A 19,584-nucleotide genomic window follows, 5' to 3' on the forward strand; every position below is an offset into this window, starting at 1 on the left:
CCAGAAGGGGGCCCCGGCTACGCCCGCGAGCGGGCCTTGAAGGCTGCCTTGCGGGCCTCCTTCGCCACCTTCTTCTCCGGGTGCAGCCGGCCCATCGCCTCCAGAACGTCCGCCGTCGCGGGGTGCTCCACCCGCCACGCCGCGTCGAAGAAGCCGCTGTGCTGCCCGACGAGGCCCTCCACCAGCCCCTGGAGCTCCTCCAGATCCCCGTCCACCGCCAGCTGCGCGGCAATCGTGTCCACGGCGAGCCAGAACACCATCGCCTCCGGCGGCGCGGGCACGTCCGCCGCGCCGCGCTCGGCGAGCCAGACCCGGGCGAGGCCGCCCAGCTCCGCGTCGTCCAGGACCTCGCGCAGCGCGGGCTCGGCCTCGGGACCGGTGAGGGCGAGCGCCTGCTGGCAGTGGAGGCGGCGCAGCGGACCGCGCTCGTCCGAGCCGCGCGCCGCCGCCAGCAGCTCCCGTACCGCGGCGGGGAGTTCGTGCCGCGCCAGCCACTGCTCGGTCTCGGCGCGGGCGGCCGCCTCCGGGTAGTACGCGATGCCGTCGAGCAGCACGTCCGCGCCCTTGTCCGCGAGGTCACCGACGGCCGGCGCCTCCACGCCCGCCTCCAGCATCCGGGCCCGTACGCCGTAGAGGCCGAGCGGGGTGAGGCGGACCATGCCGTACCGGGCGACGTCCTCGTCGTCGACGGGCGGGGCGGGCTCCTCGCCCTCCTCGGCCATCAGGGCCTCGTCCACCGGCCGGTACTCCACCAGGCCGATCGGCTCCAGGATCCGGAACTGGTCGTCGAGGCGCATCATCGCGTCCGAGACCTGCTCCAGGATGTCGTCGGTGGGCTCCCCCATGTCGTCGGGGACGATCATCGACGCGGCGAGCGCGGGCAGCGGCACCGGGCCCTCGCCCGCGCCGCCCTCGGTCACGGTGAGCAGGTACAGGTTGCCGAGCACGCCCTCCAGGAAGTCCGCCTCGGCCTGCGGGTCCCAGTCGAGCCGGTCGAAGTCGAGCTCGCCGTCGTCCCCGATGAGGTCGGCGAAGTCGTCGAGCACGGGCGCGGTCGCGTCCGCGAAGACCGCGTCGAAGGCGTCCAGCCAGGTGGTGAGGACGTCCTGCGGGGAGCCGGAGGTGAGCAGGGCGAGCGCCTCACCCGGCGCGGCCGTCCCCTCGGCGTCCTCCTCCTCGGCGTCGGTGACGTCGACGAGCCCGGCGTCGACGGCGACCCGCCACGCCTCGCTGGCGTCCGCCGCGCCGTCGTCGTCGGCGGCGAGACCCAGGGCTTCGGCGGCCGCGGGCAGTTGCTCCTCGACGAGCTCGCCCCCGGCGCCGACACGGGTCTCGGGCCCGGCCCAGCGGGCGAGCCTGACCGCGTGGGCGAGCAGCGGGGCGGCGAGCGCCGCCCGCGCGAGCTCGGCCTCGGAGTGCAGCCGCACCGGCGGCAGGGTGGGGCGGTCTCCGGACATCTGTGGCGTACTCCTCGGGCGAAGCGGCGTGGTTGCCGGGTGGGTCGCAGGGTGAATCACGGGTGATTCGAGAGGCACCCAGCGTAGACGCATTTCACCGGGTATCGCCGCGCCCGGCCACGCTCCCCCGCCGGTCCGGCGCCGGGCCGTACGGCGGGTTCCGGCCGGGGCGGCGGCCGTTGCGTACGGGAATCACCGGGCGGTGTCCGGTCTCCCCCGGCGGACGGTTCATCCGGCCGTCAGATTCCGGCCACCCGGCGACCCTTGACAACTGCACCGCTCAGCCAAGAGATTGACGCGCGTAGAACTTGCTGCACACCTGAGCAGCACCGCACCCGCACGTGCACCGATCCCTCATCCTCCCGGAGTTTGTTGATGCCCGTTCCGAGATCCGCCGCCGTCTCCGCCGTCGTCGCCGCAGCGCTGGGCGCCGGTCTGCTCGCCGCCGGCTCGTCGGCCGCCGCCGACCCGGCCGCCGCCGCCCCGGCCCGCATCCACGACATCCAGGGCACGACCCGCACCTCGCCGCTGGCCGGCCAGCAGGTGGCGGAGGTGCCCGGCGTCGTCACGGGTGTACGGACGTACGGCTCCTCGAAGGGCTTCTGGTTCCAGGACACCGCGCCGGACGACAACCCGGCCACCAGTGAGGGCGTCTTCGTCTTCACGAGCTCGGCGCCGAAGGTGGCCGTCGGTGACGCGGTGACGGTCTCCGGCACGGTCACCGAGTACGTCCCGGGCGGCCTCTCCTCCGGCAACCAGTCGCTGACCCAGATATCCAAGCCGACCGTGACGGTCGTCTCCTCGGGCAACGCGCTGCCCGCCCCGGTCACGGTGTCGGCCCGTACGGTTCCCGGCCGCTACACCCCGGCGGGCGACCCGGCCGCCGGCAACAGCGTCAACGGTCTGACCCTCCAGCCCAAGAAGTACGCCCTGGACTACTACGAGTCCCTGGAGGGCATGGACGTCCGCATCGGCACCTCGCGGATCGTGGGCGCCACCGACCCGTACAGCGAGCTGTGGGTCACGGTGAAGCCGCACGAGAACCGCACCAAGCGGGGCGGCGCGCTGTACGCGTCGTACGAGGACCAGAACTCCGGCCGTCTCCAGATCCAGAGCCTGGTGCCGAGCGCCCAGCAGCCGTTCCCCAAGGCGAACGTCGGCGACACGCTGACCGGCGCCACCGAAGGGCCGCTGGACTTCAACCAGTTCGGCGGGTACACGATCACGGCCCGTACGCTCGGCACGGTCAAGGACAACGGCCTCAAGCGGGAGAGCACCCGCAAGCAGCGGGCCGGTGAGCTCGCGGTCGCCACCTACAACGTGGAGAACCTGGACCCGTCCGACCCGCAGGCCAAGTTCGACGCGCTGGCCGACGGTGTGGTCACCCACCTCGCCTCGCCCGACATCGTGGCCCTGGAGGAGATCCAGGACAACAACGGCGCCAAGAACGACGGCACGGTGGACGCCTCCGCCACCCTCAAGAAGTTCACGGACGCGATCGTCGCCAAGGGCGGCCCGGCCTACCAGTGGCGCTCGATCGACCCGGAGAACCTGAAGGACGGCGGCGAGCCCGGCGGCAACATCCGCCAGGTGTTCCTCTTCAACCCGGCGCGGGTCTCCTTCACCGACCGCCCCGGCGGCGACTCCAAGACCGCCGTCGGCGTCACCGGCACCAAGGGCCGCCCGGCGCTGACCCTCTCCCCCGGGCGGATCGACCCGGCGAACCCGGCGTGGGCGGACAGCCGCAAGCCGCTCGCGGGCGAGTTCGTCTTCAAGGGGCAGACGGTCTTCGTCATCGCCAACCACTTCGCCTCCAAGGGCGGCGACGAGGGCCTGGTCTCGCAGCACCAGCCGGTGCCGCGCTCCTCCGAGGCCAAGCGGCTGCTCCAGGCGCAGGCCGTGAACGGCTTCGTGAAGCAGATCCTCGCGGTCGACAAGCACGCCCGGGTCCTCGCGCTCGGCGACATCAACGACTTCGACTTCTCGGGCACCACCAAGGCCCTGGAGGACGGCGGCGCACTGCGCTCGGCGTTCCGCGCGCTGCCGAAGAAGGAGCGTTACTCCTACGTGTACCAGGGCAACACCCAGGTGCTCGACCAGATCCTCCACAGCCCGGCCGTCCGCGGCTTCGACTACGACAGCGTGCACATCAACGCGGAGTTCTCGGACCAGAACAGCGACCACGACCCGCAGGTCATCCGCTTCCGCCCGTAGGTCAGGAGGCCGGGGTGACGGTCAGCGCCGGAAGGTAGCGCGTCACCCCGCCACCGGTGACGCCCGGGTGGTTCTGCACCCGGGCCCACTGCGGGGTCTTCGAGCCGACCCCGGCGCCGGGCGCGGCCAGGGCGTCGAGGTGAGCCTGCTCGCTCTCCCACTCGGCGTAGTTGAGGACGCGGGTGCCGTCCAGGCTCGTGTGGAAGTGGGCGGAGACACCGCCCGGGGGCAGGTCCGGGTCGGTGGCCAGGGCCTCGAAGACACCGTCCACCCAGGCCCGCTGGCGCTCCGGGTCCGGTCCCTCGAACTCCACGTCGACGATCACTATGCAGCCGGGCGTACGGGGGTCGCCCGGCCGCGGGCCGCTGCTGCGGTAGAGCTCGTACGAGTGGAGTCCCACGCGCTCGATACCGGGGACCGCCGCGTCGATCTCGGCGTTGCGGCCGTCCCGGAACCGGCGGAAGAAGTCCTGGTAGGCGGCCTCGCTCCGCCACTGCGAGTAGTGCAGCAGGGCGTCGCCGTCGGTACCGGTGTAGACGCTGTACGACAGCAGGCCCACGTCCGGCCAGTCCCGGCTGCCCCACGCCGCGGCGATCGCCTCGACGGCGGCGCGCTGCCGCTCGGGGGTGCCCATCCGCCAGACGCTGGACTTGACGACTTCGACGCCGGGTCGGCGGAGGTCGGGCAGGGCGTCGAACTTCACGTCGGTGGGCGTGGCGGGCATGGCGGGCATGGCGGTCTCCTGGTGATCGTCGCGGTGCTGTGCTGCGTTGACGATCACCATCCTGAAACGTCAAGGACACTTGAGGTCAAGGCCGGACAGGAGCACTCCCGCCCCCCGCCCGCCGGGTCACCCTTCCTGGTCGCCGAGCCGCGCCAACTCGCCCTGGAACCAGTCGAGCCGGGCCTGGAGCAGCGCCGCCTCCGCGACCAGCTCGGGAAAGGTCCGGCCGGGCTCGGGCACACCCGCGTCGACGGCGGGCGCGGCCGAAGCCCTCAGCCGGGCGGCCGCGCGGGCGGGCAGCACCCGGGCCGCGTACGCCGCGAAGAGCAGGGTGCCGACGCCGTCGGCGGCGAAGAGCCAGTCGTAGGACCAGTGGTCGGCGACCAGGGCGCCGAGCGGCGGGCCGACGGTGAAGCCCGCGTTGGACGCGAACCGCATCACCGCGAAGCCCTGGCGGCGGCTGCCCTCGGGGACGCCGACGGCGACGAGCGCGGAGTTCGCGGACCGCACGACTCCGGAGGCGTACTGGGCGAGCGGCAGGGCCGCGATCAGGGCCGGGGTCGGCAGCAGGGCGAGCACGGCGAGCAGGGAGCCGCTGACCAGCGCCCCGGCGAGCAGGGCGCGGCGGTGGCCGTAGCGGTCGCCGAACCAGCCGCCGGTGAAGTTCCCGGCGACCAGGCCGATGCCGCCGACCCCGCTGATCACTCCGGCCTGGCCGACGCTCAGACCGCGCGGGCCGGTCAGGTACACGAAGAGGTAGATGAACGTGAAGCTGACGACCGCGTTGAAGAACATGCCGAAGCACAGCAGCCGGACGGTTCTCGGCACCGCACGCAAGGTCTTCACGCGGCCGCCCCCTTGATCCGTAGTGAGTTCCTTATGGGAACGGACTATGTCAGCATGGGGATCGCAGGTCAACGGCGTACGGAAGGATGGAGGCATGCCTCAACGCACCCGGCTCGACGACGAGCACTGCGCCATCGCCCAGGCCCTGGACGTCGTCGGCGACTGGTGGACCCTGCTGATCGTGCGCGACGCCGCACGCGGGGTGCACCGCTTCGACGCGCTCCAGCGTGAGCTCGGCATGTCCCGCAAGGTGCTCGCCGAGCGGCTGAAGCTGCTGGTCGAGGCCGGGGTGCTGACCCGGGAGCCCTATCAGGAGCGCCCGGTGAGGTACGAGTACCGCCTGACTCCGCGCGGCCGTGCCCTGCTGCCCGTACTGATCGCACTCCAGGACTGGGGAGACACCTGGGTGCTGGGAGAAGGAGAGACGATGGCCACGGCGACGGAGAGGTCCGGGGAGACCGGGCGGGTGCGGGAGCTGGTGGGCACCAAGGTGCCGGAGGTCCAACTCATGGACTTCGACGGCGAGTTGAGGGATCCGGTGGCGCGGGAGAGCGCGTACACCGTGCTCTACTGCTTTCCCGGCGCCTACGCCCGCAAGGAGTCCTATCCGCCCGGCTGGGCGGGGATCCCGGGGGCGCCGGGCTGCACGCTCGAATCGTGCACGTTCCGCGACCAGCTGGAGGAGTTCACGGCGGCGGGCGCGACCGTGCACGGCGTGTCCACCCAACGCCCGGACGAGCAGCGGGCGTTCGCGGACAAGGAGCGACTGCGCTTCCCGCTCCTGTCGGACGCGGACCTGACGCTGACGGCCGCGCTGCGGCTGCCGACCTTCCGCACGGCGGGGGTGAGCCGGCTGAAGCGTCTGACGCTGGTGGTCGACCGGGACCGGACGGTCGTCGAGGCGCTGTACCCGATCACCGACATCGAGGCGAGCGTACGGGCGGCGCTCGACGCGGTGCGCCGGGCGGGCGGCGGAGGCTGAACCCCCGCCAGGCTCTCAGTGCGCGGCGCCGCCGAGGTTGAGCAGCACCACACCGACGATGATCAGCGCGATCCCGGCGAACTTGGCGGCCGTCATCGTCTCGCCCAGGAAGAGCATCCCGATGGCGGCGATGACGGCCGTGCCCGCGCCGGACCAGATCGCGTACGCCGTGCCCACGGACATCGACTTCAGGGTGAGCGAGAGCAGATAGAACGCCAGAAGGTATCCGCAGGCGGTGACGAGTGAGGGCCAGAGCCGGGTGAAGCCCTCGCTGTACTTCATCGCGGAGGTGGCGGCGATCTCCGACGCGATGGCGCAGGAGAGCAGGACGTACGGCATACGGACAAGCGTACACAGCGATGCGTACGGGCGTACATAACGAGGGGATGAACGTCAGGGCAGCAACCGGGCGAGCAGCACGCGCGCGTACCGCTCGTCGTACTCGCCCCCCGTCAGCAGCGCCTGCAGGCAGATGCCGTCCATCAGTGCGACCAGACCGCGAGCCGTGACCGGGTCCGTGTGGCGGGCGAGCACCTCCGCCACGCCCTCGGTCCACTCGGCGGCGACCGGCCGCAGCGGGGGCCGCCGGAGCGCCGCCAGATACAGCTCGTACTCCAGCTCCACCCGCGCCCGGTCGCCCGCGATCCACTCGCCCATCAGCCGCGCGAGCTCGGCGGCCACGTCCACGCCCGGCTCCGCCAGGGCCCCGCTGTCGCGGATCGCGGCGGCGAAGCCCTCGTTGGCCTGGCGCAGCGCGGCGACCATCAGCTCGTCGAGCGTCGTGAAGTGGTACGTGGTGGAGCCGAGCGGCACATCGGCCTCGGCGGCGACGCTGCGGTGGCTGAGCCCGGAGATCCCGCGCTCGGCCACCACCCGGATCGCGGCGTCGATGATGCGGCGCCGCCGGTCGGGGTCGTACCGTCGGGCCATCAGTCGCACGCTCCTGGGACGGGGGCCATGCCACGACCGTACCCGGCACCCGGTGACGGGACGGCGGCCGCCCGGGGTCAGCCGGTGACGGTGAACCAGGTGGCGCGGGACTTCTTCCACTCGGGGTGGGTGAGGTCCTTGGCATCGGTCCCGTCGCCGTACAGGTCGGCCGAGCCGTTGTCGGTGATCAGCTGGGCGCGGGCGCCCGGCGCCGACAGGTCCGGCACCTCCACGACGGCCTCCCAGCCGCCCGGGTCGCTGGTGGGCAGGTCGCGCAGCTTCACGGGAGCGTGGGCGGCGACCCCGTCCCACGAGTACAGGGCGTACGGGTCGGAGTTGTCGTCGGCGGCCCACGACCCGGCGACGATCAGATACTGGTCGGCGGCGTTCTTACGGATGTCCCGGATGCTCAGCCCGCCCAGATCGAGCTCGACGGGCGCCCCGAAGGCGGCCTTGACCCCGCTGCCCACCACCTTGTCGATGTTGGTGACGGGCACGATGAGCGCCTTGCCGCCGCTCGCCGGCGGCACCAGCGGCGCGCGGAACCCGATGTACGCGGTGGTGGTCGAGCCGGGCGCGAACTCCAGGCCCTCCACGTTGAACCCGTCGATCTGCTTGGGCGCCTGTCCGGCGGCGGTCGCGGCGGCGAAGCCGTACCGGTCGCCGTTGGCGCGGTCCCAGGCGACGAGGTCGTCGCGCAGCTTCTTGTACGAGCGGCCGACGGTGAGCTGGGTGCTCGCGCCCGACCCGGTGACGGTGGTGGTGAAGACGGTGTTGCGGTCGGCCTTGTACTCGCCGTCCTTGTTGTTGCCGAGCGAGCCGGTCCAGTAGACGGTGTCGCCGACCCGGGCCGCGCCCTCGATGTCGATCTCCTTGGAGACCCCGAGCTGGGAGCTGAAGTCCCAGGTCCGCACGGGCGCCCCGGAGGCCGAACGGTCGTACAGCCGCAGGGTGTTGGACTCGTCGTCCGCGACGACGACATGACCGCCGCCCACGTCGACGGCGGCGGAGGCGTCGCTGGACCCGGTGAAGTAGCGGGTGTCGGCGGCGTCCCGCACCGCGCCCGAGGCGGCGTAGTGCAGTGTCTTGGTGACGCTCTTGCCGCCGAGCCCGGTGAGCTTGAGGGTGAGGTCGGTGTACCCGCGCCCGCGCGCGGCCACCGCCACCTGCCGGGTGGCCCCGGTCCCGGTGACCCTCACGTCCCCGGTCCCGGCGACGGAGGACTTGGTGCTGGCCGAGGCGGCGACGGTGAGCGCGGAGGCGTCGGCCCCGCTCTGCCCCACGGTCACGGTCACCACGGGGTCCCCGGTGGCCCCCACGGCCCCCGAGAGATATCCGGCCGAAAGCGAGAGGGTCGGGGTGCCGTATCCGGCCGCGTGCGCGGGTGCGTTCAGGCCCATGCCGGCCAGCGTAAGACCCCCGCTCACCACCACAAGGGCAACGCGCCTGGTACGGGAAACGTGATGCAGCACTGGGTGCCTCTCGTCGACGCGATGTCGACGAGAAGACTCCGGTGCGTGCGCCAATTCCGGCCGTACGGGGTACGTACGGAAGACGAACAACGCCGGACGGCCCGCACGCGCCAAAGCGCGTGCGGGCCGTCCGGCGTACTGGTGCGACCGGAGAGGTCAGACGTTGAACCCCAGCGCCCGCAGCTGCTCGCGGCCATCGTCCGTGATCTTGTCCGGGCCCCACGGCGGCATCCAGACCCAGTTGATCTTCAGCTCGTTGACGATGCCCTCGGTCGCCGACTTCGCCTGGTCCTCGATCACATCGGTCAGCGGGCAGGCCGCCGACGTCAGGGTCATGTCCAGGGTGGCGACGTTGGAGTCGTCGATGTGGATGCCGTAGATGAGGCCCAGGTTGACGACGTCGATACCCAGCTCGGGGTCGACGACGTCGTACAGCGCCTCGCGGACTTCTTCCTCCGAGGCCGGCTTCAACGTGGCCTCTGCGTTCTCGGTCATGCGCTCTTCCTCTCGGCTCCGGCGCCCAGCGCCTGGGCCGTCGCGTCCTTCCAGGCCATCCAGCTCAGCAGAGCACACTTCACGCGCGCGGGGTACTTGGAGACCCCGGCGAACGCGACCGCGTCCTCAAGGACCTCCTCCATCGCGTCGTCCGGCTCCAGCTTGCCCTTGGACTGCATCAGCTCCAGGAAGGTCTCCTGGATCCGCTGCGCCTCGTCCAGCTCCTTGCCGACCAGCAGGTCGTTGAGGACCGAGGCGCTGGCCTGGCTGATGGAGCAGCCCTGGCCCTCGTACGAGATGTCGGAGATCTGCGAGCCCTCGTACTTCACCCGGAGGGTGATCTCGTCCCCGCACGTCGGGTTCACGTGGTGCACCTCGGCGTCACCGTCCCGCAAGCCCCGCCCGTGAGGGTGCTTGTAGTGGTCCAGGATGACGTCCTGGTACATCGAATCCAGCTTCACGTCGCTACCCCTAGCCGAAGAAGTTCCGTACGTGCTCCAGACCGTCCACCAGGGCGTCGACCTCGGCAGGCGTGGAGTACAGGTAGAAAGACGCTCGCGTGGTCGCGGGAATTCCGTAGCGCAGGCAGACCGGGCGCGCGCAGTGGTGGCCGACCCGGACCGCGATGCCCTGCTCGTCGAGGACCTGGCCCACGTCGTGCGGGTGGATGTCGCCGAGCGTGAAGGAGATCGCGGCGCCCCGGTCCTCGGCCGTGGTCGGGCCGATGATCCGCAGGTCGGGGACTTCGAGCAGACGCTTGACCGCGTACTCGGTGATCGCGTGCTCATGCGCGGCGATCTTGTCCATGCCGATCGAGGAGAGGTAGTCCACGGCCGCGCCCAGGCCCACGGCCTGCGCGATCGGGGGCGTGCCCGCCTCGAACTTGTGCGGCGCCGGCGCGTACGTCGACGAGTGCATCGAGACCGTCTCGATCATCTCGCCGCCGCCGAGGAAGGGGGGAAGGTCCTCCAGCAGCTCCTGGCGGCCCCACAGGACGCCGATGCCGGTCGGGCCGCACATCTTGTGGCCGGTGAAGGCCACGAAGTCGGCCTGGAGGGCCTGGACGTCCAGCGGCATGTGCGGCGCGGCCTGCGAGGCGTCGATGCAGAGCAGCGCGCCGACCTCCTGGGCGCGGCGGACGATCGCCTCGACCGGGTTGACCGTGCCCAGCAGGTTGGAGACCAGCGTGAAGGAGACGATCTTCGTCTTCTCGGTGATGATCTCGTCGATGTTGGAGAGGTCGAGACGGCCGTCGTCGGTGAGGCCGAACCACTTCAGCTTCGCGCCGGTGCGCTGCGCGAGCAGCTGCCACGGCACGATGTTGGAGTGGTGCTCCATCTCCGTGATGACTATCTCGGTCTCGTGGTCCACCCGGTAGGGCTCGTCGGCCCAGCCCAGCATGTTGGCGACCAGGTTGAGCGACTCCGAGGCGTTCTTGGTGAAGATCACCTCGTCGCGGCTGGGCGCGTTGATGAACGCGGCGACCTTGTCGCGCGCACCCTCGTACAGCGCCGTGGCCTCCTCGGCCACCGTGTACACACCACGGTGGACGTTGGCGTTGTGCCGCTCGTAGTACTCGTTGAGGGCGTCGAGCACCTGGCGCGGCTTCTGCGAAGTCGCCGCGCTGTCGAGGTACACGATCTTCTTCCCGTCGTGGACCACACGGTCCAGCAAGGGGAAGTCCTTACGGATCGCCTCGGTGTCGAGGAGGCCCGGCAGCTGTGTCACTCGGATGCGCCACCCTTCGTGTAAGCCTCGTAGCCCTCGTTCTCCAGCTTGTCGGCGAGCTCGGCGCCGCCGGACTCGGCGATGCGGCCGTTCGCGAACACGTGCACGAAGTCGGGCTTGATGTAGCGCAGGATGCGCGTGTAGTGCGTGATCAGCAGCGTGCCGACCTCGCCGGACTCGCGGACGCGGTTGACGCCCTCGGAGACGACGCGGAGCGCGTCGACGTCCAGACCCGAGTCGGTCTCGTCGAGGATCGCGATCTTCGGCTTGAGGAGCTCCAGCTGGAGGATCTCGTGGCGCTTCTTCTCACCGCCGGAGAAGCCCTCGTTGACGTTGCGCTCGGCGAAGGCCGGGTCCATCTGGAGCTGCTCCATCGCGGACTTGACCTCCTTCACCCAGGTGCGCAGCTTGGGGGCCTCGCCGCGCACGGCGGTGGCGGAGGTGCGCAGGAAGTTGGAGACCGAGACGCCGGGGACCTCGACCGGGTACTGCATGGCGAGGAAGACGCCGGCGCGGGCGCGCTCGTCGACGGACATCTCCAGGACGTCCTCGCCGTCCAGGGTGACCGTACCGCCGGTGATCGTGTACTTGGGGTGACCCGCGAGCGAGTACGCGAGGGTGGACTTGCCGGAGCCGTTGGGGCCCATGATGGCGTGGGTCTCGCCCTGCTTCACGGTCAGGTCGACGCCCTTGAGGATCTCCCGGGGGCCGTTCTCGGCTTCCACGGAGACGTGCAGGTCGCGGATTTCAAGCGTTGCCATGGGGACTTAGTTCTCCTGGGATACGGAGACGAGCACATCGTCCCCTTCGATCTTTACGGGGTAAACGGGCACGGGTCGCGTCGCGGGAAGGCCGGACGGCTTGCCGGTGCGGAGGTCGAAGGTCGAGCCGTGCAGCCAGCACTCGATCTGGCAGTCCTCCACCTCGCCCTCCGACAGCGAGACGTTCGCGTGCGAGCAGATGTCGTGGATCGCGAACACCTCGCCCGCCGTGCGGACGACCGACACCGGCGTGCCGTCGAGTTCCACCCGCTTCGGGGTGTCCTCCTCCAGCTCGCTCAGTGCGCAGACGCGGACGAAGGCGGTCATCAGACGGACGCCTCCAGCTCCGCCTCGATCTTGGCGAGCAGGCGCTCCTCGACATCGGCGACGCCGACCTGCTGGACCAGCTCGGCGAAGAAGCCGCGGACCACCAGACGGCGGGCCTCGGCCGCGGGGATGCCGCGCGCCATCAGGTAGAACAGCTGCTCGTCGTCGAAGCGGCCGGTGGCCGAGGCGTGACCGGCGCCGGCGATCTCGCCGGTCTCGATCTCCAGGTTCGGCACGGAGTCGACGCGGGCGCCGTCCGTGAGGACCAGGTTGCGGTTCATCTCGTAGGTGTCGGTGCCCTCGGCGCTGGCCTGGATGAGGACGTCACCGATCCACACGGCGTGCGCGTCGTCGCCCTGCAGGGCGCCCTTGTACACGGCGTTGGACTTGCAGTGCGGCGTGTTGTGGTCGACGAAGAGCCGGTGCTCCTGGTGCTGGCCCTTGTCGGTGAAGTACAGGCCGAAGAGCTCGGCCTCGCCGCCGGTGCCCGCGTAGGAGACCCGCGGGTGCAGCCGGACCAGGTCGCCGCCGAAGGTGACGACGACGGACTTGAAGGAGGCGTCCCGGCCGACCAGCGTGTTGTGCTGGGCGACGTGGACGGCCTTGGCGTCCCAGTCCTGGACGGAGACGACGGTCAGCTTGGCGCCGTCACCGAGGACGAAGTCCACGTTGGCGGCGAGCACCGCGTCACCGGTGTGGTCGATGACCACGACGGCCTCGGCGAACGCGCCGAGCTCGACGACCTGGTGCGCGAAGACGGTGCCGCCCTCGCCGTGCACGGCGATGCGGATCGGCTCGCTGAGGACCGCCTCCTTGGGAACGGTCACGACCGAGGCCTTCTCGAACGCCGAGTAGGCCTGGGCGGCGATCCGGTCCACCGGCGTGCCGGCCCGGCCGAGCCGGGCGTCGTCGCGGCCGACGGTCTCGACGGTGACGCCCTCGGGGGCGTTCACCTCGACGCGCAGCCCGTCGCCGGTCGCGACGGCGGTGCCGTCGTGCAGCCCGCGCAGCCGCTCCAGCGGCGTGAACCGCCACTCCTCCTCGCGGCCGTGCGGCACCGGGAAGTCCGCCACGTCGAAGGACGGGGGCGCGCTCATGCGCGTGGCGACGGTCGACTCGGCGGCCACCGCGATCGAACCCGCGGTGGTGGAGCCCGCGGGAATGTTCTGAGCCTCAGCCATGGCTGTCGTAGTGCTCTCTTCCTAGATCAGTCTGCGTTCGCTGCTGCGGGGACGGTGGCCGTACTAGCCGACCGAGCCCTCCATCTGCAGCTCGATCAGCCGGTTGAGCTCCAGGGCGTACTCCATGGGCAGCTCCTTGGCGATCGGCTCGACGAAGCCGCGCACGATCATCGCCATCGCCTCGAACTCGGTCAGACCGCGGCTCATCAGGTAGAAGAGCTGGTCCTCGGAGACCTTGGAGACGGTCGCCTCGTGGCCCATGGACACGTCGTCCTCGCGGACGTCGACGTACGGGTAGGTGTCGGAGCGGGAGATCGTGTCGACGAGCAGCGCGTCGCACAGCACGTTCGACTTCGATCCGGCCGCGCCCTCGCCGATCTCGACCAGACCGCGGTACGAGGTGCGGCCGCCGCCACGCGCCACCGACTTGGAGACGATGTTGGAGGACGTGTTCGGCGCCATGTGGACCATCTTGGATCCGGCGTCCTGGTGCTGGCCCTCGCCCGCGAAGGCGATGGACAGGGTCTCGCCCTTGGCGTGCTCGCCCATCAGGTAGACGGCCGGGTACTTCATGGTGACCTTGGAACCGATGTTGCCGTCGATCCACTCCATGGTCGCGCCCTCGTACGCCACGGCGCGCTTGGTGACCAGGTTGTAGACGTTGTTCGACCAGTTCTGGATCGTCGTGTAGCGGCAGCGGCCGCCCTTCTTGACGATGATCTCCACGACGGCGCTGTGCAGCGAGTCCGAGGAGTAGATCGGGGCGGTGCAGCCCTCGACGTAGTGGACGTACGCGTCCTCGTCGACGATGATCAGCGTCCGCTCGAACTGGCCCATGTTCTCCGTGTTGATACGGAAGTAGGCCTGGAGCGGGATGTCGACGTGGACACCCTTCGGGACGTAGATGAACGATCCGCCCGACCACACCGCGGTGTTCAGCGACGCGAACTTGTTGTCGCCGACCGGGATGACGGTGCCGAAGTACTCCTGGAAGAGCTCCGGGTGCTCCTTCAGCGCGGTGTCGGTGTCGAGGAAGATGACGCCCTGCTCCTCCAGGTCCTCACGGATCTGGTGGTAGACGACCTCGGACTCGTACTGGGCCGCGACACCGGCGACGAGGCGCTGCTTCTCCGCCTCGGGGATGCCGAGCTTGTCGTACGTGTTCTTGATGTCCTCCGGCAGGTCCTCCCAGGAAGCGGCCTGCTTCTCGGTGGAGCGCACGAAGTACTTGATGTTGTCGAAGTCGATGCCCGAGAGGTCGGAGCCCCAGTTCGGCATGGGCTTCTTGCCGAAGAGCCGCAGGCCCTTGAGGCGCAGCTTCAGCATCCACTCGGGCTCGTTCTTCTTGCCCGAGATGTCGCGGACGACGTCCTCGGAGAGCCCGCGCTTGGCGGCGGCGCCCGCCGCGTCGGAGTCGGCCCAGCCGTACTCGTAGTTGCCCAGACCCTCGAGTTCGGGGTGGGCAGTCTCCGTGGGGAGAGTCATGCGGGGTTCCTCCCGGCCGTGCTTGTGGATGCTGATTCGGTGTCGTGCGGGGGCTGCGGTGCGCTGTGCGGGATGAACGTCGTGCACACCCCGTCGCCATGGGCGATGGTGGCCAGACGCTGCACATGGGTCCCGAGGAGGCGGGAGAAGAACTCCGTCTCCGCCTCGCACAGCTGTGGGAACTGCTCGGCGGCGTGGGCGACCGGGCAGTGGTGCTGGCAGAGCTGCTCGCCCCGTCCGGGGAGGGGCGCACTGCGCGCCGTAGCAGCGTACCCGTCGGCGGTCAAGGCCTTGGCCAGGGCCTCGGTGCGCTCCTCGGGGGGCGCTGCCTCGATCGCCTCGCGGTAGCCCTCGGCCTGGGCCTCGATCCGTGCCCGGGCGAAGGCGACGACGGCTTCCTCGCCTGCCGGGCCGCCGCCCGCGGACTTCTCGATCCAGCGGAGCGCGTCCACGGCCAGCTTGTCGTACGACTGGTCGAAGGCGTCCCGCCCGCAGTCCGTGAGGGCGAAGACCTTGGCGGGCCTGCCGCGGGTCCGTGCCCCGTACACCCGCTGTTCGCGGGGGGACACGACCTCGTCGGCCACCAGTGCGTCGAGGTGGCGGCGGACGGCGGCCTGGGTGAGGCCGAGGCGCTTCGCGAGGTCCGCGACGGTGGAGGGCCCATGGTCCAGGATGGAGCGCGCGACCCGGTTGCGGGTGGACCGCTCACCGGTCGCGAGTTCCTCCTGCGGAGCCTCGCCGACGTTTTTCACAACACCATTGTTGCGTAATTCCTCAGAGCCTGACAAGCCACGTCTCGATCATCGAGCGGTGCGGTGCATCACTTAGGCATACCTAAGCTGACCTGCGGAAACGATCTTTGATCGATCAAATGGGGCAGACCTGAAATAGACCCCGCCAACCCCCTTGACCTCGCCATATGGCCGGGACGCAGTCCTTTTCGGCTACCCCGGGGCGATCACTTTCGGCCGGGTCCGCAGAGGGGCTCGACCGGGCCCCCGATGGCCGGAAAACGAAGGTCGCGCACCCGCGCGTCCGTGCCCCCGTACGACCCCCGCCCCACGGTCCGGCGCCCCGCGCGCGCTGCCTAGACTTGCCCGTCATGAAGAGCGAGTCCGTCGTCCAGGTCACCGGCCTGGTCAAACGGTACGGATCGAAGACCGCCGTGGACGGCCTCGACCTGCGGGTCGCCGCCGGGACCGTCACCGCCGTCCTCGGCCCCAACGGTGCCGGCAAGACCACCACGATCGAGACCTGCGAGGGCTACCGCAGACCCGACGCCGGCACCGTCCGCGTCCTCGGCCTCGACCCGGTCACCGAGGCCGAGCGGCTGCGCCCGCGCATCGGCGTGATGCTCCAGTCCGGCGGCGTCTACTCCGGCGCCCGCGCCGAGGAGATGCTCCGCCACATGGCGAAGCTGCACGCCCAGCCCCTCGACGTGCCCGCGCTCATCGAGCGCCTCGGCCTGGAGAGCTGCGGGCGCACCACCTACCGCCGGCTCTCCGGTGGCCAGCAGCAGCGCCTCGCGCTCGCCATGGCCGTGGTCGGCCGCCCCGAGCTGGTCTTCCTGGACGAGCCGACCGCGGGCCTGGACCCGCAGGCCCGCCGCGCCACCTGGGACCTCGTACGGGAACTGCGCGCCGACGGTGTCTCCACCGTCCTGACCACGCACTTCATGGACGAGGCCGAGGAGCTCGCGGACGACGTGGCGATCGTCGACGCGGGCAAGGTCGTCGCCCAGGGCTCCCCCGAGACGCTCTGCCGGGGCGGCGCCGAGAACACGCTCCGCTTCACCGGCCGCCCCGGGCTCGACCTCGCCTCGCTCCTCAAGGCGCTGCCCGAGGGCTCGGCCGCGGCCGAGCTCACCTCGGGCGCGTACCGCATCAGCGGCACCGTCGACCCGCAGCTGCTGGCCACCGTCACCTCCTGGTGCGCCCAGCACGGCGTGATGCCCGACGGCATCGCGGTGGAGCGCCACACCCTCGAAGACGTCTTTCTGGAACTCACGGGCAGGGAGCTGCGCCGATGAGCGCCGGTACCGGTACGTACACGCCGAGGCCCGGGGCCGCGCCCGTCGGCCGGATGATCGGCGCGCAGACCGCGCTGGAGACGCGGATGCTGCTGCGCAACGGCGAGCAGCTGCTGCTCACCGTGGTCATCCCGACGCTGCTGCTGGTGCTGTTCAGCGGCGTCGACATCATCGACACCGGCGAGGGGAAGTCCGTCGACTTCCTCACCCCCGGCGTCCTCGCCCTCGCCGTGATGTCCACCGCCTTCACCGGCCAGGCCATCGCCACCGGCTTCGAGCGCCGCTACGGCGTGCTCAAGCGGCTCGGCGCCTCCCCGCTGCCGCGCTGGGCGCTGATGACCGCCAAGACGCTGTCGGTGCTGGTCACCGAGGTCCTCCAGATCGCCCTGCTGACGGGAATCGCCTTCGCGCTCGGCTGGTCGCCGCACGGCAACCCGTTCGCCGTGCTGCTGCTCCTGGTGCTGGGCACGGCCGCGTTCTCCGGGCTCGGGCTGCTGATGGCGGGCACGCTGAAGGCCGAGGCGACGCTCGCCGCCGCCAATCTGGTGTTCCTGCTGCTGCTCGTGGGCGGCGGCGTCATCGTGCCGATGGAGAAGTTCCCGGACGGCGTCCGGACGGCGCTCGGGCTGCTGCCCGTCTCGGCCCTCTCGGACGGGCTGCGGGACGTCCTCCAGCACGGCGCCTCGATGCCCTGGGGCGACCTGGGGATCCTGGCGGTCTGGGCGGTGCTCGGCCTGGGCGCGGCGGCGCGGTTCTTCCGCTGGGAGTAAGGGTCCCGCCGGGCGGCCGACCCCTCGTGAAAACATGCACAAACGGACCCCTACGATAGAGCCCATGCCGAACGTGACCCGAGCCGATGCGGCTCAGGCGGTGCGCAATCCGCTCGCCTTCATCGCCGAGCGGTGGACGCCGTCCCCGCGGACCGTCCAGCGCGCGGCGCTCATCGCCGTCGTCATGGCCGTCGTCATCGTGGTGACCGGCGGCGCGGTACGGCTCACCGGGTCCGGGCTCGGCTGCCCGACCTGGCCCAAGTGCACCGACCAGAGCCTGACGCCGACCGGCGAGATGAACTTCCACAGCGCCGTCGAGTTCGGCAACCGGATGCTGACGTACGTGCTGTGCGCGGCCGTCGGCTGGGCGATCATCGCGGCCCGGGCCGCCAAGCCCTGGCGGCGCTCTGTCACCCGGCTCGGCTGGGTCCAGTTCTGGATCGTCATGGGCAACGCGGTCCTGGGCGGCATCGTCGTCCTGGTCGGCCTCAACCCGTACACCGTCGCGGCGCACTTCCTGCTCTCCACCGCGCTCCTCACGGTCGCGATGATGACCTGGCAGCGCACCCGGGAGGGCGACGGCGAGCCGCGCCCGCTGGTGGGCAAGGCCGTGGTCCAGCTGACCTGGCTGCTTGTGGTCGCGGCGGGCGCGCTGGTCGCGGTCGGCACGGTCGTCACCGGCGCGGGCCGCCACGCGGGCGACTCCAGCGACGTGGAGCGCATCCCGCTGAACTGGACGATGATCAGCCAGCTGCACGCCGACCTCGCCTGGGTCGTGGTGGCCCTCACGGTCGCGCTCTGGTTCGTCCTGAAGGCGGTCGACGCCCCGATGGGCCCGCGCGACCGGGCCCGTGACCTGTTCCTGGTGCTGATGGGCCAGGGCGTCATCGGCTACGTCCAGTACTTCACCAAGACCCCCGAGGCCCTGGTCGCCCTGCACATGTTCGGCTCCTGCCTGGTGTGGATCGCCGTGGTCCGCGTCATGCTGTCGCTGCGCGAGCGCCCGCACACGTCCGTGCCCGTCCCGGCCCAGTCAGACCCGGCGCTCACCCGCGCCTGACAGCCCGTACACCCGCCGGGCGTTCCCCGCCCCGATCATCGCGGCGACCCGCTCCGCGTCCGTACGCGCCCACGCGCCGTCGGCCACCCAGGTGCCCAGCACCCGGCCCAGCGCGTGGGTGAACAGCCGCGCGCCCACCACGTGCAGCTCGGGCAGCCCGCGCGCGCCGCTGGAGTAGAGCAGCTTCCCGAACGGCGCCAGCTCCAGGAGCTCCGCCAGGACGTCGGCGGCCCGCGCCCCCGTACGCACCAGGGCCGGCCCCACGTCCGCGTACACATGCGGGAAGACGCTCGCCAGATGGGCGGCCTGGCGGTGGTACGGATAGCCGTGCAGCAGCACCAGGTCCGTGCCGAGGCCGTTGGTCGCGGCGGCGAAGGCGGCCAGCCCGGTCGCGTCGTCCATGCCGAGCCGCAGCTGGAGCGGCCGCCCCGAGGCGACCGCGCTCCACAGCAGGTGCCGCAGCAGCACGGGGTCCTCCAGCGGCTCCTGGATGCGGCGCCGGGTGAGCCAGCGGCCCGCCGCCCCGCGCACCTCGCCGGGTCCGGGCGGGTCCGGGTCGAGGCACTGGCGGACGGCCGTGACGGAGATGAAGGCGACGGCGGAGGCGGCCGCGGTGTGCACGGCCTCGGCGAGGTTGGCGAGGAAGGCGTCGACGGTGCCCGAGGTGTCGGCGACCTGCTCGGCGAGGAGTTCGAGCCGGACGATCTCATGGGCGTCGGCGGCCCCGGCGGCGGCCAGCTCGCCCGGCCCGGTCAGATCGCCCGGCGGGCCGGTGTCGACCAGATAGGTGGAGACGCCGGAGCCGCGCAGCAGCCGCCGGACGGTCTCCAGGACGCCCAGTTCGCGCCGGCGGGCGAGATAGCGGGCCGGGGCGCAGTGCGCCTCCAGACCCAGCAGCGGCGGGCACCAGCGGCGCACCGCGAAGCCGGTCTGGGTGTCGAAGAAGGTGGTGCCGGGGGCGGGCGGGGCGCCGGTCCTGCCGAGCTGCGTCTCGAACGTACCGAGCCCCAGCTCGGTGCGGAGCACCCCGTGGCAGTACTGGTCCACCAGGTCCGGCTGCGGCACGGCGTCGATCATCCGGGGCTCCCTGGGTGGTGTGCTTCCACCTCACTAACGGGTGAGC

The 19,584-nt window shown here is 71.1% G+C and carries 19 protein-coding genes and 1 pseudogene; 5 read left to right on the forward strand and 15 right to left on the reverse strand.

Annotated features, from left to right (window positions below; translation table 11 throughout):
• Positions 1–17: 17 nt before the first annotated feature.
• The gene (locus tag A8W25_RS07225; RefSeq protein ID WP_067157758.1) at positions 18–1,457 is read right to left on the reverse strand and encodes a hypothetical protein; all 1,440 of its coding nucleotides are present in this window, start codon (positions 1,455–1,457) and stop codon (positions 18–20) included.
• Positions 1,458–1,832: 375 nt separating this feature from the next.
• On the opposite strand from A8W25_RS07225, the gene A8W25_RS07230 reads away from it, so the two are divergent.
• Positions 1,833–3,671, forward strand: a complete 1,839-nt coding sequence (locus tag A8W25_RS07230; protein WP_067157760.1) for an endonuclease/exonuclease/phosphatase family protein — start codon at positions 1,833–1,835, stop codon at positions 3,669–3,671.
• 1 nt (position 3,672) lies between these two features.
• On the opposite strand, the gene A8W25_RS07235 is transcribed toward A8W25_RS07230, so the two are convergent.
• Both A8W25_RS07235 and A8W25_RS32045 read right to left on the reverse strand, forming a co-directional pair.
• Positions 3,673–4,404: an antibiotic biosynthesis monooxygenase gene (locus A8W25_RS07235; protein WP_234386315.1), complete on the reverse strand. Its 732-nt coding sequence runs from the start codon at positions 4,402–4,404 to the stop codon at positions 3,673–3,675.
• A 246-nt stretch (positions 4,405–4,650) separates the two neighbouring features.
• Positions 4,651–5,241: pseudogene (locus tag A8W25_RS32045) on the reverse strand (MFS transporter); the annotation flags it as partial.
• A gap of 94 nt (positions 5,242–5,335) precedes the next feature.
• On the opposite strand from A8W25_RS32045, the gene A8W25_RS07245 reads away from it, so the two are divergent.
• Positions 5,336–6,223 (forward strand): winged helix-turn-helix transcriptional regulator, encoded by an 888-nt coding sequence (locus A8W25_RS07245; RefSeq protein WP_067157764.1) that lies wholly within the window; start codon positions 5,336–5,338, stop codon positions 6,221–6,223.
• A 15-nt stretch (positions 6,224–6,238) separates the two neighbouring features.
• Here A8W25_RS07245 and A8W25_RS07250 read toward each other — a convergent pair whose 3' ends face one another.
• The 11 genes from A8W25_RS07250 to A8W25_RS07300 form a co-directional block, all read right to left on the reverse strand.
• The gene (locus A8W25_RS07250; protein ID WP_067157767.1) at positions 6,239–6,562 is read right to left on the reverse strand and encodes a DMT family transporter; all 324 of its coding nucleotides are present in this window, start codon (positions 6,560–6,562) and stop codon (positions 6,239–6,241) included.
• 54 nt (positions 6,563–6,616) lie between these two features.
• Complete coding sequence (locus A8W25_RS07255; protein ID WP_067157770.1) at positions 6,617–7,153, reverse strand: TetR/AcrR family transcriptional regulator; 537 nt, start codon at positions 7,151–7,153, stop codon at positions 6,617–6,619.
• Positions 7,154–7,230: 77 nt separating this feature from the next.
• Positions 7,231–8,553, reverse strand: a complete 1,323-nt coding sequence (locus A8W25_RS07260) for a hypothetical protein (RefSeq protein WP_234386194.1) — start codon at positions 8,551–8,553, stop codon at positions 7,231–7,233.
• A gap of 228 nt (positions 8,554–8,781) precedes the next feature.
• Positions 8,782–9,120 carry a metal-sulfur cluster assembly factor gene (locus A8W25_RS07265; protein WP_067157773.1) on the reverse strand — a complete coding sequence of 113 codons (339 nt, stop codon included), beginning with the start codon at positions 9,118–9,120 and terminating at the stop codon, positions 8,782–8,784.
• Complete coding sequence (gene sufU, locus A8W25_RS07270) at positions 9,117–9,581, reverse strand: Fe-S cluster assembly sulfur transfer protein SufU (RefSeq protein WP_067157679.1); 465 nt, start codon at positions 9,579–9,581, stop codon at positions 9,117–9,119. Before sufU ends, A8W25_RS07265 begins: the two co-directional genes overlap by 4 nt.
• A gap of 10 nt (positions 9,582–9,591) precedes the next feature.
• Positions 9,592–10,848 carry a cysteine desulfurase gene (locus A8W25_RS07275; RefSeq protein ID WP_067157682.1) on the reverse strand — a complete coding sequence of 419 codons (1,257 nt, stop codon included), beginning with the start codon at positions 10,846–10,848 and terminating at the stop codon, positions 9,592–9,594.
• Positions 10,845–11,609 (reverse strand): Fe-S cluster assembly ATPase SufC, encoded by a 765-nt coding sequence (gene sufC, locus A8W25_RS07280; RefSeq protein ID WP_067157685.1) that lies wholly within the window; start codon positions 11,607–11,609, stop codon positions 10,845–10,847. Before sufC ends, A8W25_RS07275 begins: the two co-directional genes overlap by 4 nt.
• 6 nt (positions 11,610–11,615) lie before the next feature.
• The gene (locus tag A8W25_RS07285) at positions 11,616–11,936 is read right to left on the reverse strand and encodes a non-heme iron oxygenase ferredoxin subunit (protein ID WP_067157688.1); all 321 of its coding nucleotides are present in this window, start codon (positions 11,934–11,936) and stop codon (positions 11,616–11,618) included.
• Positions 11,936–13,117: a Fe-S cluster assembly protein SufD gene (gene sufD, locus A8W25_RS07290; RefSeq protein ID WP_067157690.1), complete on the reverse strand. Its 1,182-nt coding sequence runs from the start codon at positions 13,115–13,117 to the stop codon at positions 11,936–11,938. The genes A8W25_RS07285 and sufD overlap by 1 nt, the downstream gene beginning before the upstream one ends.
• 63 nt (positions 13,118–13,180) lie before the next feature.
• Complete coding sequence (gene sufB / locus A8W25_RS07295) at positions 13,181–14,602, reverse strand: Fe-S cluster assembly protein SufB (protein ID WP_067157694.1); 1,422 nt, start codon at positions 14,600–14,602, stop codon at positions 13,181–13,183.
• The gene (locus A8W25_RS07300) at positions 14,599–15,354 is read right to left on the reverse strand and encodes a helix-turn-helix transcriptional regulator (protein ID WP_067157697.1); all 756 of its coding nucleotides are present in this window, start codon (positions 15,352–15,354) and stop codon (positions 14,599–14,601) included. Before A8W25_RS07300 ends, sufB begins: the two co-directional genes overlap by 4 nt.
• A gap of 350 nt (positions 15,355–15,704) precedes the next feature.
• On the opposite strand from A8W25_RS07300, the gene A8W25_RS07305 reads away from it, so the two are divergent.
• From A8W25_RS07305 to A8W25_RS07315, 3 genes are all read left to right on the forward strand, one after another.
• Positions 15,705–16,631: an ABC transporter ATP-binding protein gene (locus A8W25_RS07305; protein ID WP_067157777.1), complete on the forward strand. Its 927-nt coding sequence runs from the start codon at positions 15,705–15,707 to the stop codon at positions 16,629–16,631.
• A complete protein-coding gene (locus A8W25_RS07310; protein ID WP_067157779.1) occupies positions 16,628–17,401 on the forward strand; it encodes an ABC transporter permease in 774 nt (257 codons plus the stop codon). Before A8W25_RS07305 ends, A8W25_RS07310 begins: the two co-directional genes overlap by 4 nt.
• A gap of 64 nt (positions 17,402–17,465) precedes the next feature.
• Positions 17,466–18,461, forward strand: coding sequence for a COX15/CtaA family protein (locus A8W25_RS07315; protein WP_079125878.1), 996 nt, complete (start codon positions 17,466–17,468; stop codon positions 18,459–18,461).
• Here A8W25_RS07315 and A8W25_RS07320 read toward each other — a convergent pair.
• A complete protein-coding gene (locus A8W25_RS07320) occupies positions 18,435–19,538 on the reverse strand; it encodes an amidohydrolase (RefSeq protein WP_067157785.1) in 1,104 nt (367 codons plus the stop codon). The genes A8W25_RS07315 and A8W25_RS07320 overlap by 27 nt on opposite strands.
• Positions 19,539–19,584 lie beyond the last annotated feature (46 nt).

Source organism: Streptomyces sp. ERV7 (assembly GCF_001653515.1).
GTDB lineage: Bacteria > Actinomycetota > Actinomycetes > Streptomycetales > Streptomycetaceae > Streptomyces.